The organism is Clostridium sp. CTA-19 (assembly GCF_054767855.1).
The window spans coordinates 17190-35729 of sequence record NZ_BAAABH010000034.1 but is presented as its reverse complement, the minus strand read 5'-3'; the positions used below and the strand labels follow the sequence as shown (position 1 = coordinate 35729).

General features: G+C 28.6%; 5 protein-coding genes. 1 reads left to right on the top strand and 4 read right to left on the bottom strand.

The window, feature by feature from the left end; translation table 11 throughout:
* Nucleotides 1-475 precede the first annotated feature (475 nt).
* Nucleotides 476-1849: a cell wall-binding repeat-containing protein gene (locus ACYUE0_RS14995; RefSeq protein WP_460271294.1), complete on the bottom strand. Its 1374-nt coding sequence runs from the start codon at nt 1847-1849 to the stop codon at nt 476-478.
* Between the two features lie 1451 nt (nt 1850-3300).
* On the opposite strand from ACYUE0_RS14995, the gene ACYUE0_RS14990 reads away from it, so the two are divergent.
* Complete coding sequence (locus ACYUE0_RS14990) at nt 3301-3849, top strand: transposase (RefSeq protein WP_460271292.1); 549 nt, start codon at nt 3301-3303, stop codon at nt 3847-3849.
* Between the two features lie 1160 nt (nt 3850-5009).
* Here ACYUE0_RS14990 and ACYUE0_RS14985 read toward each other — a convergent pair.
* From ACYUE0_RS14985 to ACYUE0_RS14975, 3 genes are all read right to left on the bottom strand, one after another.
* Nucleotides 5010-8330, bottom strand: coding sequence for a cell wall-binding repeat-containing protein (locus ACYUE0_RS14985; protein ID WP_460271290.1), 3321 nt, complete (start codon nt 8328-8330; stop codon nt 5010-5012).
* A gap of 1609 nt (nt 8331-9939) precedes the next feature.
* Entirely contained in the window at nt 9940-12906 is a 2967-nt protein-coding gene (locus tag ACYUE0_RS14980) for a cell wall-binding repeat-containing protein (RefSeq protein WP_460271288.1), read from the bottom strand.
* A gap of 733 nt (nt 12907-13639) precedes the next feature.
* Nucleotides 13640-17437: a cell wall-binding repeat-containing protein gene (locus tag ACYUE0_RS14975; RefSeq protein ID WP_460271286.1), complete on the bottom strand. Its 3798-nt coding sequence runs from the start codon at nt 17435-17437 to the stop codon at nt 13640-13642.
* Nucleotides 17438-18540 lie beyond the last annotated feature (1103 nt).

Genomic DNA, 18540 nt, shown 5'->3' with positions numbered 1-18540 from the left:
ACTTTCCTCCATCATTGTCAAATGTCAATTATCCATTGTCAATTTTTCAAGCTCCCTATCTCAACTAAGTATGCAATCGTTCAAAGTTCTACTTCCATTACAAGAGGGACAGACGCGTAATTGGCTACTTTCCTATTCTTTTGGATAGATATTTTTGTTGATTTTAGTTTTTCTACAATAGTACTCGAAGTCGGTCCCAAACATCTACGTAGCAAAGCTACTATTTTAGGACCGGCTTTGATTGCTTTAGATTTTATTGATAACCTTTCGATTTCACTGAAAAAATAACTTATGGAAAACATACTTTGGTACGCCTGTCCTTCTTGTTATGGCTGTGAACTTTGAATATATCTTCAGTTAGTTTAATCTCCCAATCTCAAATTTTACTCCCTTAAATTAAAAAGAAACTGGACTAGTGTCCAGTTTCCTCCTTAACTATTAACTATTAACTTTTAACTATCTAAACTCCAGTTTCCTAATTAAATATTCTTCTTGCAGTCATATACCCATATCCTATTGTAGATACTCTAACTACATCTCCAGGTTGAGGACAATGTATATACGAATTATTCCCAACATACATTCCTACATGCTCTGCTTCACCATCACCAGAGTAAGTAAAAAACACCAAATCTCCTGGTCTTAGATTTTCTCTTGCTACGTAACTACCTTGATTTACTTGAGTATATGTTGTTCTCGTTATTTCCACACCAAAGTGTCTATAAACATATTGTGCAAAACCTGAACAATCAAAACCAGCCGGACTATCTCCACCCCATACATAAGGAGTTCCTAAATAATTCATAGCATAATTTACTACTTCTTGTCCCATATCTTTAGGTTTCTCTATTGGTTTATCTTCTGGAGGATTCTTTATATTATCAATAGTAATTGAAGGAACAAATGCCTCTCCACCTAAAAAAGTCATATTAGTATTGTCTGTAACTTTCTCATTTATTGCATTTGCTGTATCTTTATTTAACTTATTATCAAGTAAAACTATAGGTCCCTTACTTCCTGCTACTAAAACTGAAGCAGTTAAAGAATCTACTAAATGATTATTGTTTCCGTTAGCAAAATATATATTTTCAAAGCTGCTACCATAAAATTTCTTAATTACTTGAATATTAGTTGCATATCTATTTTTTCCTGCTAACCTCTCACCTTTCACATCATTTACCAACCCGTTGGATAATACACTCTCCCCACCTACTGCATAAACCTTTTGTGCATTGTAAACAACTTCCTTTAACTCGCTAGCAACATTGTCACTATCCTTTGCTAAAACTATTGGCATAGAATTTTCTGCTGCTATGGGAGCTATTGATAGTGCATCTGCTATTCCATTCCCTGAAACCAAGCACACATTTGTAGCTTGTCCGCCTAATTCTTTATATTTATTTAGTATATTTAATGCTGTTTCATATCTAGTTGCTCCCCCAAGTCTTATAACATTCATTCCATTTGCCACAAGCTCTTCTTCCGCCTCTTTAGATATTATTCCCTCACCAGTAGAAATGTACACATTTTTTATATTTCTACCTTTTAGTTCATTTAATGTAACTTCATCTATACTATTGTTAGCGTCATTTAAAAAGATTGGAGCTTTTAATTTATATGCTAGTGGTGAAACTGCTAAAGAATCTACTAAATTTTCATCTGAGGCTGCTGCTAAAATCGCATTCCCTGTAATATCTGAATTCTTATTATAAAATTCTTTAGAAACCTCAATAGCTGTCTCCACACGTGTTCTGCCACATAATCTATTGCTTTCAGCTGCTAAAACGGTTATATCGCTAAAACATAACATTCCCATAACTAATAGTGCTATCAATTTTTTTCTCTTCATAATAAAATTAAGTCCTTTCTTAATTTATAGGTATTCAAGTTGATTTTTAAAATTATCAATTCCAAAACTTGGATACCAAAAATAGTGAGACATGCTCCGAATTACTTAGAATTCAACATGCATATTATATAAAAATATTTTAAAGTTATTGAATAAATTTAAGTTGGAGCTTGTTTCCCTATGACTTCCTGAACCAATATATAATATTCCATAATAATTTTAAACATTTATTTAATATTTTTCAAGCGTATAGAAGATATTTTGTAAATTTTTTCTAGTATCCATATGAATTACTTTATTTTTTATTATTAAACTCTTTATTTTAATAAAAAATAAATTATAGAAAATACATTTTATTACACCTATCTCTACATTTTAAATATAAACTTACACTCAAACTCGGATTTTGGTAAATTAACAGACCTGCTGCTTTACAGCTGAAGTACTGGTTCTTTGCTTGGTAAGTTATTTTATCTAGCCTTTTTATTGAGTACTGAAGTCTTTTTATGGTTGCACAATTAAATGAACCTGTCCTTCTTGTTACAACTGCAAGCTTTAAAATATTATATATTTTCAGTTAAAAGTTAAGAGTGAATAGTGAAGAGTTGTGGTTATTACTATTCGCTTTGCTCCTAGTAATACTAAACGTATCTTTTAATCCTAGTTCTGATAACAAAATCTAAGTAAGCAATTGCTCAAAGTTCTACTTCCATCACAAGAGGGACAGACGCGTAATTGGCTAATTTGCTATTCTTTGGGCTAGATACTTTTGCTGATTTTAGTTTCTCTCCAATAGCACTCGAAGTCGGTCCCCAACATCTACGCAGCAAAGCTGCTATTTTAGGACCGGCTTTGATTGCTTTAGATTTTATTGATACCCTTTCGATTTCACTGTAAAAATAACTTATGGAAAACATACTTTGGTACGCCTGTCCTTCTTGTTACGGCTGTAAACTTTGAATCTAGTTTTAGTTAGTTTTATACCTTTAACTTTAAAATTTAATCTATACAAACACTTTTAAATCTAGAAAAGTAAAACTCTTAAGTACTTAATCACTCAAAATTCTACTTCCATTACAAGAGGGACAGACGCGTAATTGGCTACTTTACTATTCTTTTGGATAGATACTTTTGTTGATTTTAGTTTCTCTCCAATAGTACTTGAAGTCGGTCCCAAACATCTACGCAGCAAAGCTACTATTTTAGGACCGGCTTTGATTGCTTTAGATTTTATTGATAATCTTTCGATTTCACTGAAAAAACACCTTATGGAAAATTTACTTCGGTACGCCTGTCCTTCTTGTTACGGGTATACATTTTAATTAATAAAATTTTATAGGTTTTAATCTTAGCTAAAAAACTTCGATATGATTTTTAAATTTAATTTGATTAAATATTATAGTTTTGTCTAACATTTAAATAATAATATTTTTAAGTAGGTGCTTTTTTATATGTCTACATATGCAAGAAAGAGATCTGATAGTAAAATTTATCATATAATCATTAAATCTCCATCAGATATTCTTTTATTTAAGGAAAGTAATGATAAAATTAAATATTTAAGAATAATAAAATATTACAAAAAACATTTTAATTTTAAAATATATTGCTACTGTATTATGGATAACCATGGTCATTTTTTGATAGACGAATGTGATTCTAGTATTTCCATTTTTATGAAGCTAATAAATCATTCTTATGCTAATTATTTTAATAATAAATATAATCATATTGGCAGAGTGTTTAAAAATAGATTTTTTAGCATTCCAGTAAAAAATGATAGTTATATAATACAATTATCATTTTATATTCATAAAAATCCCCAAACTTTATACAATTTTAAAGACTCCCCGGAAAAATATCCATTTTCAAGTTTAGGAATATATTTAAACTTAAAGAAAGATTATTTCAATTTAATTGATTCAGATAGAATATTAAATTATTTTAGTAAAGATACAAGTACTGCTAGAAATTTATACTTTGAAAATATTACAACATAATTTAAATGCCATATGTATTTCATCTTAAATTATTAAAAATTCTTAAGTACGCAATCCCCCAAAGTTCTACCTCCATCACAAGAGGGACAGACGCGTAATTGGCTACTTTACTATTCTTTTGTATAGATACTTTTGTTGATTTTAGTTTCTCTCCAATAGTACTCGAAGTCGGTCCCAAACATCTACGCAGCAAAGCTGCTATTTTAGGACCGGCTTTGATTGCTTTAGGTTTTACTAATAACTTTTCGATTTCACTGTGAAAATAACTTATGGAAAATATACTTAGATACGCCTGTCCTTCTTGTTACGGTTATAAACTTTGAATCTAGCTTTAGTTAGTTTTATACCTTTAACTTTAAAATTTAATCTATACAAACACTTTTAAATCTAGAAAAGTAAAACTCTTTAGCAAGCAATCCCCCAAAGTTCTACCTCCATCACAAGAGGGACAGACGCGTAATTGGCTACTTTCCTATTCTTTTGGATAGATACTTTTGTTGATTTTAGTTTCTCTCCAATAGTACTCAAAGTCGGTCCCAAACATCTACGCAGCAACGCTACTATTTTAGGACCGGCTTTGATTACTTTAGATTTTATTGATAACTTTTCGATTTCACTGAAAAAATAACTTATGGAAAACATACTTAGGTACGCCTGTCCTTCTTGTTATGGCTACACATTTTGAATCTAACTTTGTTTAATTTAATATCATAAACTTAGTCTTTAATCCCTTAAATTCGAAGAAACTGGCAGTCCAGTTTCCTCCAACATTGTCAAATGTCAATTGTCCATTGTCAATTTTTTCAACTTATCCTTCGTCCATTGTCAATTATATAATTTGTTACGGCTATAAACCCTAACTATAGTTTTGTTTAGTTTTATACCCTAAACCTAGAATTTACTCCCTTAAATTCAAAGAAACTGGACTAAAGTCCAGTTTCCTCCTATAATTTTTTAATTGTCAATTCTCCATTGTCAAATGTCAATTCCTAATTAATTCTCCATTGTCAAATGTCAATTTTTTTTAACTCTCAATTCTTATAATTTTAACTTTTAACTATTTAGGGGTTTGCTAATTTCTTATTTATATATTTTATGTGTATTTATAATAGATTAATTTTACTAAACCAAACTAGGGAGTTAATTTAGTTTAAATTATTTTACTTTTTTCTTTCAGCTGTTATTGTATCTGAGTCTGTATTTGCATTATTAAATTTATCTCTTATAGGGTGCATTTGCTTTATATCAAACTCTTCACAATCATCTTCAACTGGTTCTTTTAATGTAAATATTACAGTGTCACTTAAACCATTTTCACTATTACTTTCTATAGAATCTATTTCATAATCGCCTAAATCAAAAGTAGCTAATGATACATAATCCATTCTTACTTTTTCTGAGAATTTTATTTCTATTTTATTTCCATTTTCTATTATATTTGCCTCTTCAACAATTGGCGCAGATTTATCTACTAATTTATCAACTGAATTATCACTTAATTTAAATTCTATATCTTCTAATGATGATGATTCGTTTACTGTTGTAAATACATCTTTTCTAAATGACAATACACCTTCTTTTATAACTTTTTCTTCATCATTTTCATAATTTACTGTTCCATCAGTATTAAATATATCATCATCAAATTTTAAAGTTATTCTATTATATAATTTTCTTTTTGATTTCTTTTCTTTTATTTTGTATGAACTTGGATTTAATACTTCGTCACCTAGTTTAAATTCTATACTTTGTAAAGTTATATTAGATATTTCCTTGTCTAAATAGAATTCTATTGTATTTTTATCTAGTACTGATATTTTTCCTTCTTGTGCTATGTCTAAGCCTTCAATAAAATGTATTTCAGGCATACTAATTATCCTATCATCACCAACGGTATCAATACTTATACCACCTAATCCAGTAAACTTACCATTAGCATCTGCTACTGAACCAATGTGAATTTTTACTTCTTTCTCTGTATCTATTTTATCTGGTAATGTTATTTGAACTAAATCATTATCCCCTTTTATATCAATTTCAGCATCATCTATTTCGTCTAATTGTTTAGGTTCTCCTCCATTATAAGTTACAAGATAATTTTTCTTATCTAGCACTGAACCTGTACCTTCAGTTCTCATAGCTTCACTAAATCTTACAAATATTTGGTCACCATGCTCGCCACCGTAAGTTACCATCTTTACCTCTGCTTCAGTGGTATCTGCAACTTCTATTTCTAAGGACGTTTCCTCTACTGGTACCCTAGCAACAGTAGTATCTCTAATTTTATTTTTCACTATTTCTAAAGTATACTTTCCTTCAAAATCAGATGCATCTATAGTGTATTCTTTTTTACCATCGTCTTTACATTTTATTTCAACTTCCTCTAAGTCTTCTTCATCACCATCAGCATTTGTCAAAATATAAGATTCATAATCATCAGCACCTGTAACTGCCTTGCTAAATTTTAAATCTATAGTCTTATTAAATCTATTGTATTCAGCTTTTACAGTAGGAGAAGTTTCCCCCTGAAGATTATAGTTTATAGAAGTTTCTTCAAGTTCCTTACCCCACAAATCTTTTATTTTATCATCTTTCTTATTTTTATATTTAATAACAATTTTATGCTCACCTAAAGGGAATCCGCCATAACTAAGAGTTACTTTATTATCTTCTACTTTTTTAACCTTTAGTTTATAATCTTTATTTACATAATCTAAATAAAATTCCACATTATCATCTTTAACAGTATCTATATCTAAACTCTTATTAAATTTAAGTGTAAGCTCATCAGATTTAACTTTATCTACTACAGCAGTAATATTGCTTTCATCTTTTACCACAGTAAAGTTTTTACTTCCTTCTTCACACTTAAATCCACCATAATTATATATTCCATCTTTAATAGTCAACTCATACTCGCCATCTTTTAATTCAGATGAAGTTATCATTCTTACTACATTAGCATCTAAACCAGGATTATCTATTCTTGTTTCAATACTTGATGGATATTCCTTATTAACTCTTAAAGCATTTCTAATTTCATTGCTATTTTTAGCTGTAACTGGTTCTGAGAATGTTAAATTATATTCCTTTGGTCCCACTTGCTTAATATCTAAAAGTTCTGGTAATCCAGTAGATAAAACTCTTACCTCACTTTTAAAATCAGCAACTTTCTCTTTTTTATCCTCAGTATACACATTACTAACTTCCACATCTAAATCTACTTGATTATATTTTATTCCATAACCCTGTCTTAACGTTATGATAGCTGTTTTCTTATCTTCCTTTAATTCAATTAAAGAAGTATTCTTACTATCATTTAAAACATCCTTATTATCTTCATCTTTTATCTCATAATTAAATAAATCTGTAGCACTATCCTCGTCTACCGGTTTATTAAATTTAACTTCTAATTGAATACCATTTATAGCCTTTACTGAATGAACTTTAGCTGCCTCATTTGGATCTGGATCTGGCTCTGGTGTAACTTCTTTAATACTTAAAGCTTTAATTATATTTTCAACAGTATTAGCATTTATACCATTACCTACCTCATATAAAGTTTTAACAGTTTTACTTTCTAAATAAGTTTTTTGGCCACCACTAATATCTTTTCCAACTAAAACTAATGGACTTTTTTCTTTCCCAGCTACAGTTGAGATAGATAGTGCATCAACTAACTGACCTACATCTTTACTACCATCTTTTGCAACATATATGTTTGAAAATTCTTTTTCGCTATAGAACTTTTCTAAAACCTTACTATTAGTTTCTCTTCTATTTTCCCCACCTATTCTTTCAGCCTTTGGAAGAGATTTTTCAACTTCTTCTGAAATAACTCCTTTTTCACCTAAAACATAAGAACTTTCTATATTCTTTTCCTTTATATATTCTCCAGTTTTACCTAAGTCATCTTTAGAAGAAATTAAAATTGGCATTTGCTTATCTGCTGCCACTGGTGCTATAGACAATGCATCAGCAAGACCAGTATATCCATTTACCACAGCTACTTCTTTGCTATCAATATTTTTTGCTATGGCTATTGCAGTTTCTTCTCTATTACTACCAAAAATTCTTTCTGTCTTTATTCCCATATCATTTAACTCTTTAACAACATCTTTAGAAATAACTGAGCCACCGCCAACTATATAAACATTTTCTGTTTGTAGTCTCTTAAGCTCATCTTTTGTAGAATCTGTTAGAGCCTTACTAGTTGTTAAAAGAATTGGAGCATCCTTAAGCTTTGCAAAAGGTGTTGCTGCTAGAGCATCTGAAATAGCTGTAGAATTAACTAAAACTACATTTTTAGCACTAGTCCAACCATGCTTACTAACTTTTACTGCTGTTTCATATCTATCTTCTCCAGCCAACATTTTTCTTTCTATAGTTTCCTTAGACTCAACTGCAAATACACTATGTCCCATTGTTGAAAGTGTAGCACCTATCAACAATGTAGAAATCACCCTCGATTTTTTTCCCATAAACTAAAATCCCCCTTTTATTTAAATCCCCCTATTCAAACTTATAAAAATACCCCAACTTACCATTTAACTTAATTTCCTAATTTTATAAGTTTTTCATAGTAAAAAAACGAGTAACTTGATTTATTTACATTTTAAATATTTTTTTCAAGTTTTATCCTATAAATATTTAAAAATACAAATACAAAATAAATATAATCCCCAAAATATTTTTGCAATTTCAAAATAATTTTCTTTCATACTATAAATATAACAATTCACTTAAAATTTGTAAAAAATTTATCTAACTCTAACTTTTTTTATAAATTTTGATTATAACCTACATAAATATTTTAATTTATACAAAAATAATCCATAATTTTGAAAACAATCACCAAATCATATATTTTATAATTTCAGATATTTATATTATATAATTTAGTGTGCTGATATATTCTTATATTTTTACAACTTAAAAATAAATTATTTCATTTTTCTAAATTATCTCAATTTAACAAATATTGTTTTCATTGAGAATATTATCATTTCTTCTAAATACTGTCAATATCGTTCTTGAAATTTTAATAATACAAGAAAATTATTTAAAATATATTTACAAAGTTTGTATAAAAATTACATATAATTTACTATTCTCTACTAGATAATTTTCTTTATTTGTGATAAACAAAAACGATTCTAAACGTACTTTTTTAGGACCGGCTTTGATTGCTTTAAGTTTTATTGATAACCTTTCGATTTCACTGTAAAAATAACTTATGGAAAATATACTTTGGCACGCCTGTCCTTCTTGTTACGGTTGTGCACTTTGAATTTAACTTTATTTAGTTTAATCTCTTATATTTAGAATTTACTCCTTTAAATTAAAAAGAAACTGGTAGTCCAGTTTCCTCCATCATTGTCAATTGTCCATTGTCAAATGTCAATTCCTAAATAAATTGTCCATTGTCACTTTCTAAAAATCATCTAAAAATCTAAGTAAGCAATCACCCAAAGTTCTACCTCCATTACAAGAGGGACAGACGCGTAATTGGCTATTTTGCTATTCTTTGGGCTAGATACTTTTGTTGATTTTAGTTTCTCTCCAATACTGCTCGAAGTCGGTCCCCAACATCTACGCAGCAAAGCTGCTATTTTAGGACCGGCTTTGATTACTTTAGATTTTATTGATAACTTTTCGATTTCACTGTGAAAATTAACTTATGAAAAGTATACTTAGATACGCCTGTCCTTCTTGTTACGGCTGTGCATTTTGAATATAGCTTTTCTTTGTTTTATATCTTAAACTCAGATTTTACTCCCTTAAATTCAAAAAATTCAAAGAAACTGGCACTCCAGTTTCAGCCTAAATTGTCAATTGTCCATCGTCAAATGTCAATTATATAATTTGTTACGGCTGTAAACTTTGAATATAACTTTATTTAATTTAATCTCTAAAACTCAGATTTTACTCCCTTAAATTCAAAGAAACTGGCAGTCCAGTTTCCTCCATCATTGTCAAATGTCAATTGTCCATTTCCTAACTGGATTGCAGTTCTTTTTTCCATAAAAAAAGACTGCTTCCAGATAGAATTTTTTCTACCTAAAGCAGTCAAGTCTTAATTATTTAATTTTATTTCACTGTTACTTTAAGGTTATCACCTGTTTTACCAGGTTTCTTTGCTTGTAATATTACATCTTTATTTTTTGTTTCTTTTACTTCATATTTTTTTGTCCAGTTTGCATCACTTTTGTTTAATGTTTTTCTAACAACTGATGCTACACTTGTTGATATTGATTTGCCTGGTACTACTACTTGAGTTTCCTCTTTTTTACCATCCAATTCAACAACTACAGTTATTGTTTGTTGGAAAAGTGTTCCCGAAGTAAACCTAATACCACCTTCTGCTTTTGTTGATATATCTTCTGTTGCTATTGGATTTGTTGCTCCTGAACAGAATAATATCGGTGGACAATTATTCGCAGCTTTTATAAGTGTAATTATATCTTTTAAATCTAATTTATTTATTTTACCCTTTATAATAGTTGAAATTTGGCTTTTATCCTTTTTAATAGTTTCTAACTCTTCTGTAGTTAACTTTAATTTCCCAATAATCACTTCAAGCTGTTTACTATTAACATTATCTAGTGCTTCACCTAAGTTTTTAGGTTGTGTAAATCCATTATTATAAGATACATCTACACCTTCACCTAATACCTTTTGAACATCCTTAGTTCCAATAACATTTAATGATTTCATTAACATACTATTCAGCTTATTCATTATTTCATTTTTATTTGGGTTGCCAGAACCTGCAACTCCTTTTATCATTTGCACTAAAATTTCAGTAGTAATTGTTCCTTGTACAGGACAAACAGGAGAAATTATAGTTAAGTTTATTATTTTAGATTTATCGTCAATAGTAGCAATAACAGGATTATTTATTCCCATTAACATCTTTTCTACTTTTGGTTTTATATTACCTGGTAAATCATTTTGTCCATTAATATATTTTAAAAGACCCTGTAATTCTTCATCTTTTAAATCGTCTATTATTTTTTCGAAAGCCTTAACTTCCACTATAAACTCAGGTATTTTATTATCCACATTTATAGTATAATCTTTATATTTTTCATCTTCTCCAAACCCTACATCTATTGGTTCTGAAGTAAAGTTAGGTATTTTAGATGTTATAGCAAATCTACTTAATCCATTTTTTAATTTTGTTTGATAATTAGCTTTTTCTGCTGCTTCGACACCATCTTTAAATGGAATTTGTTCAGTTTCTATATCACCTATTGGTAAATCTGGTTTTTCTGGTGCTACACCTTCTTCTATATCCACCTTGATTCCATCACATGGTGTACCTAATTTGGTTTTTATAGCACCTTCTTTAAGTTCTATACCTTTTAGTACAGCACTCTTACCTTCATCATCAAAAACTCTATTTTTAAAGATTATAGTTAGTTTACATACATCACTACTAACCCCTCTAGTAAACGCTGTTAAGATTTCTGGTTTGTTGCTATCGCCAATTATTCCACTTGTTATATTTTCATTATTTAAATCAAAATATATCTTAGATAAATCAACTCTGTTAACACCTATAAATTCACCATTTATATAAATATCTATAGTTCTAGAATCCATAACTTCTGGTTGTCTTGAATTTATAGTTATTTTTCCGTCTCTTTCAACTAATATTGATTTATCTAAAGCACTAGTATCTAGCGTTTTGCCTTTAGCATTTTTAACCTTACCAACTTTTAATTGTAAATTACCTGAATTACTTTTTTCATTACTTCCTGTAATAGTTTTGCTTACTGATTGAGGTAATGTTATAGTAACTTTTCTACTACCTATACTACTAGAAATTTTAGCTCCTGATATTTTACTTACAGATTTAAATCCCTGTCCATCTACGTTTATTTCATAAAGACTTTTATCTGTTATAGAACCTTTACCAGAAGTTCTCATCATCTCATCATAGTTTATAAATATTTTATTTAAATCTTCTCCACCGTATTGAACACTTTCAATTGTTGGAGCTTCTACATCATCCAAATCTGGGAATATAGGTTTTACATTAGATATAATTCTATTTTCTTCTAATATTTTAAAAACCCTAAGAACATTAAATTTATTTATTCCATCACCAACTGTAGTGATTTGTTCTGATGTAACATTTTTTAAGAATTTTTCTTGTTTAGGTGATAGTGATTTCCCCACTATCATAACAGGGCCTTCATTTTTAGCTGCTAATGGTGATACTGTTAAAGCATCAACTAAATCTGAATCCTTTTTAGTTCCATCTTTAGTTAAATATAAATTATCAAATTCACCATTTCCGTAGAACTGCTGTAGCACTTCTCCGTTAGTTTCATTTCTATCAGATCCTGCTATTCTTTCAGAATTTGGAAGGGTATTTTCTAAAGAATATTTTACAACCCCTTCTCCACCAATTATATACTGCATTTTGCTGCTATCTGCTATTTCTTTACCTTCTCCTAGGCTGTCACCACTCTCATTGGTTAAAAGTATTGGAATGCCATTAACAGCTGCTGGTGCAGCCATAGACAGTGCATCTGCCATGCCATTTACACCATTAACAATAGCTACTTCATCTTTTTTGCCCATTTTCTTTGCAATAGCCACAGCTGTCTCTATTCTATCGTTACCACCGATACGTTCTACAGTAAGACTCATAGATTTAAGCTCACCTTCAACAGATGAACTTATAACCCCTGTACCACCAATTATTATAACTTTACTTGCCTTAAGCTTTTTAATTTGGTTTCTTGTTGCAGGTGTTAACTTATTGCTTTCTGTATACAATATAGGTGCATCATTTTCGTATGCATAAGGTGATGCTGGAAGAGCATCAACTATATTATATCCATTAACTAAAACTACTGTATCTGCTTTTTCCCACTCTTTACTTACTTCAACTGCTGTCTCATATCTTGTTTGACCTGAGATGTTTACTATCTTATCTCTAATAGCATCATCAGAGTTATTAGCAGCCAAAACAGTAAAATTACTACATGTTGATATCATAGTAGCTAAAAGTACTGATGCAATCACTCTCGAACTTCTCATCAAACCATCCTCCCTCATAAAAGTCATAAATAAAACTTATATTTTAAACTAAAATTTATAAAATTTTTTTAGTTAAGAGTTAATAGTGAATAGTTAATAGTTGTGGTTATTACTATTCGCTATACTCCTAGTAATACTAAACGTATTTTTTTAAATCATTTTCAGAAAGTGGTTACCACTTTCATCCTGAATTCTTAATTCATAATTCTTAATCCTTAATTTTTCAATTGTCAATTGTCCATTGTGCATTGTCAATTCCTAAATAAATTTTCCATTCCCAACCATAATTCTCAACTAAATAACTTTCTACCAAACTGAAAGTTTAATTAATGTAATTTGTTATGAAAACATAGTTTTCTATCACATTACAATTTGCAAAGCAAATTACACTATCATTTCAAAGAAACTGGTAGTCCAGTTTCAACCATAATTGTCCATTGTCCATTGTCAACTGTCAATTGTGCAACTTCTTTAGTTGGCAAAGTAATTTTATAAAAATTTTTAACTTGCCACCATTAAAAGTTTACCTCATAAGTATATTTTATCTAATTTGTAAATATATTTCAATATATTTCTCAAAAGTTAACTATTTTTTCAAAATTATTACTTAAAAGTATTTAAGGAAAAAAGCCAAGCAAAAATGCTTGGTCTTTCTTCTCTATTTATTATATTTAATTCTACTATCCGTTTAGGGAGTAAACCTAACTAGGATATTGTGTTAACTTTGATTAATTTATTGTTTATTTAATATTTGTAAATCTTTTTCAAGATTTTCAATTAACTTAATAGCTGCGTCTTTTGCTGCTGTTGCCTTAGCTAGATTTCCTTCAGCTTTTTCTTTTGCTGTTGTTGCTGCAGTTATTTCTCCTTCAGCTTTTTCTTTTGCTGTTGTTGCTGCAGTTATTTCTCCTTCAGCYTTTTCTTTTGCTGTTGTTGCTGCAGCTTCTGCATCTACATCATTATCTTCTTTTGCTTTAGCTAAATCTTTTTCAGCTTTTTCTTTTGCTGTTGTTGCTACTGCTAGTTCTCCTTCAGCTTTTTCTTTTGCTGCTCTTGCTACAGCTAAGTCTTTTTCTACTGAATCTTTTCTAACAACTGTGTTAAGTTGGAATGAATCCATATCTGTAGTTCTATTATTTTCTGAATCATATAATGTTCCAACTAATTCTATTTCTATATCTGCATCTCCATTTTCAGCTACACATGCACTCTTACCATCTAGTTCTAAAACAATTAAAGTTTCATCTTTTTCATCATCATAAACTGCATCTGTTCCTGTAACTTTATAACCATTTGCTATTTTGAATGTGTCTATAGTTGGTTCCTTAACGTTTGAAGTAACTTTGAATTCTATTCTATGAGCCATATTATCTTTATCAACAAATATTCTTGCTGAATCATCAACATATTCAATAACATGATTTTCAGAACCAAACTCTAAATTTTTATTATATGCTTCATAAAAATTGAATGCATCACAATTAGTATTTAAGTTTGTTGTTATTGTATCCTTACCAAATTCAAGATTTTTATTATCAACAACATCTTTATCAAATTCTAAAGTTAATTTTGTAGCTTTTACATAAACTCCATCCTCAACTTTTAAATTAACTGGTTTTGTTGTAACTTTTTTACAATTGTTTTCTCCAAGAGTTATATTATTAGCTACAACTGATGTTATAGTTCCTTTTGCATAAACCTCTATAGTTTTATTGTCTATTTTGTTTGCATATATATCATCTTTTAAAATGTCATCATCATCAATTTGACTTCCATTTATTAACTCTATTTTTTTATCTGATTTTGCAGCAAACTGATTTCCTTCTGTTGTATCTATTTTACTAGATTCAAATCCATCTATAGATACAAAGTTTCCATTTGCATCACAAACTCTTCCAATTTTAACTTCTAATTTATTACCAACTATATTCTCTGGAAGTGTAATTATAACTGATTTATTATCTTCTGATTTAATAGTTGCATCTTCAATATCATTTAAATTTTTATTTATTTCTTCATCATTGCCTTCTTCCATATAAATTAGGTGGTATAGATTTTTATCTGTTATAGAACCTTCACCATCAGTTTTCATAGCTTCACCAAATTCTATATAAACCTTATTAGTATCATTTTCTCCACCAAACTTAACTGATGTTACCTTTGGAGCCTTTGAATCTAATGTATCTAACTCAAAAGTTTCACCTTTTACTGTGTTTTTCTCTACACTTGTATCGTGAATTTTATTGTCTTTAATAGTTAAAGTATATTTACCTGATAAATTTTTTGCTGGTATTACATAAACTAAACTATTATTCTTTTTAGTTGTTAATTCTTTTACAGGTATATTTTGAATTTTACCTTCTGAATCCTTCAATTCATAATTGCTTACTCTTTTAGCATCATCATCATTTACAGGTTTACTGAATTTAACTTCTATTGTTTCATCATTTTTATTATATGAAACCTCTGCTTTAGGAGCTACTGTGTCTTTAGCAACTGTAAACTTGATATCTTTTGTTGCTAATTCATTTTCCCATAAATCTTGAACTTTGTCCTTACTTTCTTTATTGTATCTAACTAAAATTTTATGCTCTCCTGATGGTAATTCTCTATCAAAAGATAAAACTAATTTTCCATCTATCATTGTTGCTGAATCTGCTTTATATTTTTCATTTTCGTAATCTAAATAGTACTCTACATTAGTATTTTGCTCTTTACCATTTATATCATATCTTTCTGCATTTTCTACTTCTCTATTAAAGTCTATTGTTACTATTCCATTTCCATCTTTACTATTTGAAGTTTTATAAACTGAAGCTGTTAAATCTTCTGTAACTTTCTTAACTTCAAATTTTGTATCAACTTCTTCAAGTTTTAAATTTGCATAGTCTACTAATTTATTTTCTTTTATAGTTAATGTATGCTCTCCATCAGTTACTTCTGCTCCAGTTGATATTCTTATAACATTTGATGCAATTTTTTTATCTTGAACATCATTATCAATTCTTGTTTTTGCTGTACAAGTATATTTTCCACCATCTATTCTTATAGCTGATGCTATTGATGATGTATTATCAGCTGTTACAGGCTCTGAGAACACTAAGTCGAAATCTTTTGGTCCAACTTGTTTAACTGATTTTAATTCTGGTAATGTATTATCAAATAATTTAACTTTTTTATTTTCATATTTTTCAAATACTTCATTTTTACTTTCATTCATTACATTTTCAATTTTAACTCTTAAAGTTTCTTGATTTATAAAGTTAGCTTTTGGTGCATTTGTTTCATCCTTTACATAACCTTGAGGTAAAGTTACTACAACTGTTTTTCCATCAGCTTGAACCTCTGCTTTTGCATTTCCTGTATGATCTTTATCAATTATTATTTTATCTTTTCCTTCTTTTGCTTCATCTAATTTTACTTCATAATTTCCTACTTCTTCAGCGCTATCTTTATCAACTACTTGACTAAATTTAACTTCTATTTGGTTAGCATTTAATACTTCAACGCCTGTTACTTCAGCTTTATCGCTTGGAGTTTCTTCTTTAACTGTTAATGCTTTAACTATAGCAGAAACTGTGTTTTGGTTGATTCCTTCTCCAACTTCTACTAAAGATTTAGCTATTCTGTCTTTTAAGTAAGCTTCTTGAGCTTTATCTAATTCAGAACCTGCTAATACTAGTGGATTTCCTTCTTTTCCAGCTAGTGGACCTGCTGCTAATGCGTCAACTAATTGGTTTTCTTTAGCTGCTCCATCTTTAGCAACATAAACTTTATCTAATTCTTTTGCATCGTAGAATTTGTTTAAAACTTCTGCGTTAGTAGCATTTCTGTTAGCTCCAGCTAATCTTTCTGCTCCTAATTTTTCAGTTAATTCTTTAGAAACAACTGTTTCTCCACCGATAACATATTTTGTTTTAGCTTCATCAAGAACTTTTTGACCAGCTCTTACTGATGTTCCATCAGATAAAACTATAGCCATTCCTTCTTTAGCAGCTGGTGCAGCTACTGATAATGCGTCAGCTAATCCTTTTATTCCGTTAACTACAGCAACTTTTTCAACTTTTCCGTCTTTTCCCATTTCGTTAGCTACTGCTTCAGATGTTGCATATCTGTCTTCTCCTGCAACTCTTTCAACGTCTAATTTTAATTCTTCTAATTGTTTAACAACGTTTTTAGAAACTGCAGTTTCTCCACCAATAACTATAACTTTTTTAGCTCCTAATTTAGTTATTTGATCAGATGTAGCTTTTGTTAAGCTTCCTGCTTCTGTTAATAATATTGGAGCGTTTTTCATTTTAGCAAGTGGTGTAGCTGCTAATGCGTCAGCTATTCCAGTATAGTTAACTAAAACTACTGTGTCAGCCTTTCCAAATTTGTTACTAACTTCTACTGCTGTTTCAAATCTAGTTTCTCCAGCTAATTTTTCTTTGATTATTTCTTTTGATTCAACTGCGAATACTCCTGTGCTTGCAGATGCAACTGTAGCACCAAGTAATAAAGTTGAAACTACTCTTGAACTCTTTTTCATTCTTTTTACTCCCCTTTTCTATTTAGTAAAACTAATATTAGTCTAATGTTCTTAAATGCATCTCAGCATTTTATAGAACATAGAACATAGATTAATACACATATCCTAGTTTTTAAGAAAGCTTATAAAGTTCCTTATTGAATCCTATCTTAATAAAAGCCGCCTAAATAATGTGCTTGTCCATATTGGTTAACAAATTAAATTAAGCACATGACAATTCACAATCTTCAAATTATTATGAAGTTTCCGAACCTAATGTACTTCGTTTTTTCTGCTCCATGCATTTTTAAGCAAACAATTCTTAATCTAGGTAATTGTATTACATATGTTCCATAATCATACTGAGATTTGAACACTAGATAATATCATTTAATTTCTTTTATTTTATTTGAATGTCTAATTAATGTCTAAGTTAAATATATTCACAAAATATTAAAATATAACTTAATTAATACATTTTGTTTTTGTAAATAATTTATAATGTTATCTTTATAAGTATATTTAATTAATGATAGTTTTTTTATTATGTATATATAATTTATTTTTAATATTTATTAAATAATATACTTATTAAATATATTTTTTAACATTTATTTTTAATATTTATCTTAATATTTATTAAATGATATACTTTTTAATATTTATTTTTAATATTTATCTTAATATTTATTAAATAATATACTTTTTAATATTTATTTTTAATATTTATCTTAATATTTATCTTAATATTTATTAAATTAATATACTTTTTAATATTTATTTTTAATATTTATCTTAATATTTATTAAATAATATACTTTTTAATATTTATTTTTAATATTTATCTTAATATTTATTAAATAATATACTTTTTAATATTTATTTTTAATATTTATTATATTTTTTATGCTTAAAAATATTCTATAAAAAAACTTGTCCATCTGTTCTCTTATTATACATTTAGTTGTTGTATATTTTAAGAGCCTTACCACTGTTTTTTTAAGTTTTTTTCATGTTTTTGAAAGATTTTTTTGATTTATTTTTTTTATTAAATTTAGTTAAAATTAACATTTAAAATAAGTAAGTTTTCACATTTATTTACCTTATATTTCGACAAGTTAACT

What these genes read in the sequence shown, in the direction of transcription:
- ACYUE0_RS14995 (WP_460271294.1), bottom strand. Translation starts at nt 1,849, where the DNA reads ATGAAGAGAAAAAAATTGATAGCACTATTAGTTATGGGAATGTTATGT.
- ACYUE0_RS14990 (WP_460271292.1), top strand. Translation starts at nt 3,301, where the DNA reads ATGTCTACATATGCAAGAAAGAGATCTGATAGTAAAATTTATCATATA.
- ACYUE0_RS14985 (WP_460271290.1), bottom strand. Translation starts at nt 8,330, where the DNA reads ATGGGAAAAAAATCGAGGGTGATTTCTACATTGTTGATAGGTGCTACA.
- ACYUE0_RS14980 (WP_460271288.1), bottom strand. Translation starts at nt 12,906, where the DNA reads ATGAGAAGTTCGAGAGTGATTGCATCAGTACTTTTAGCTACTATGATA.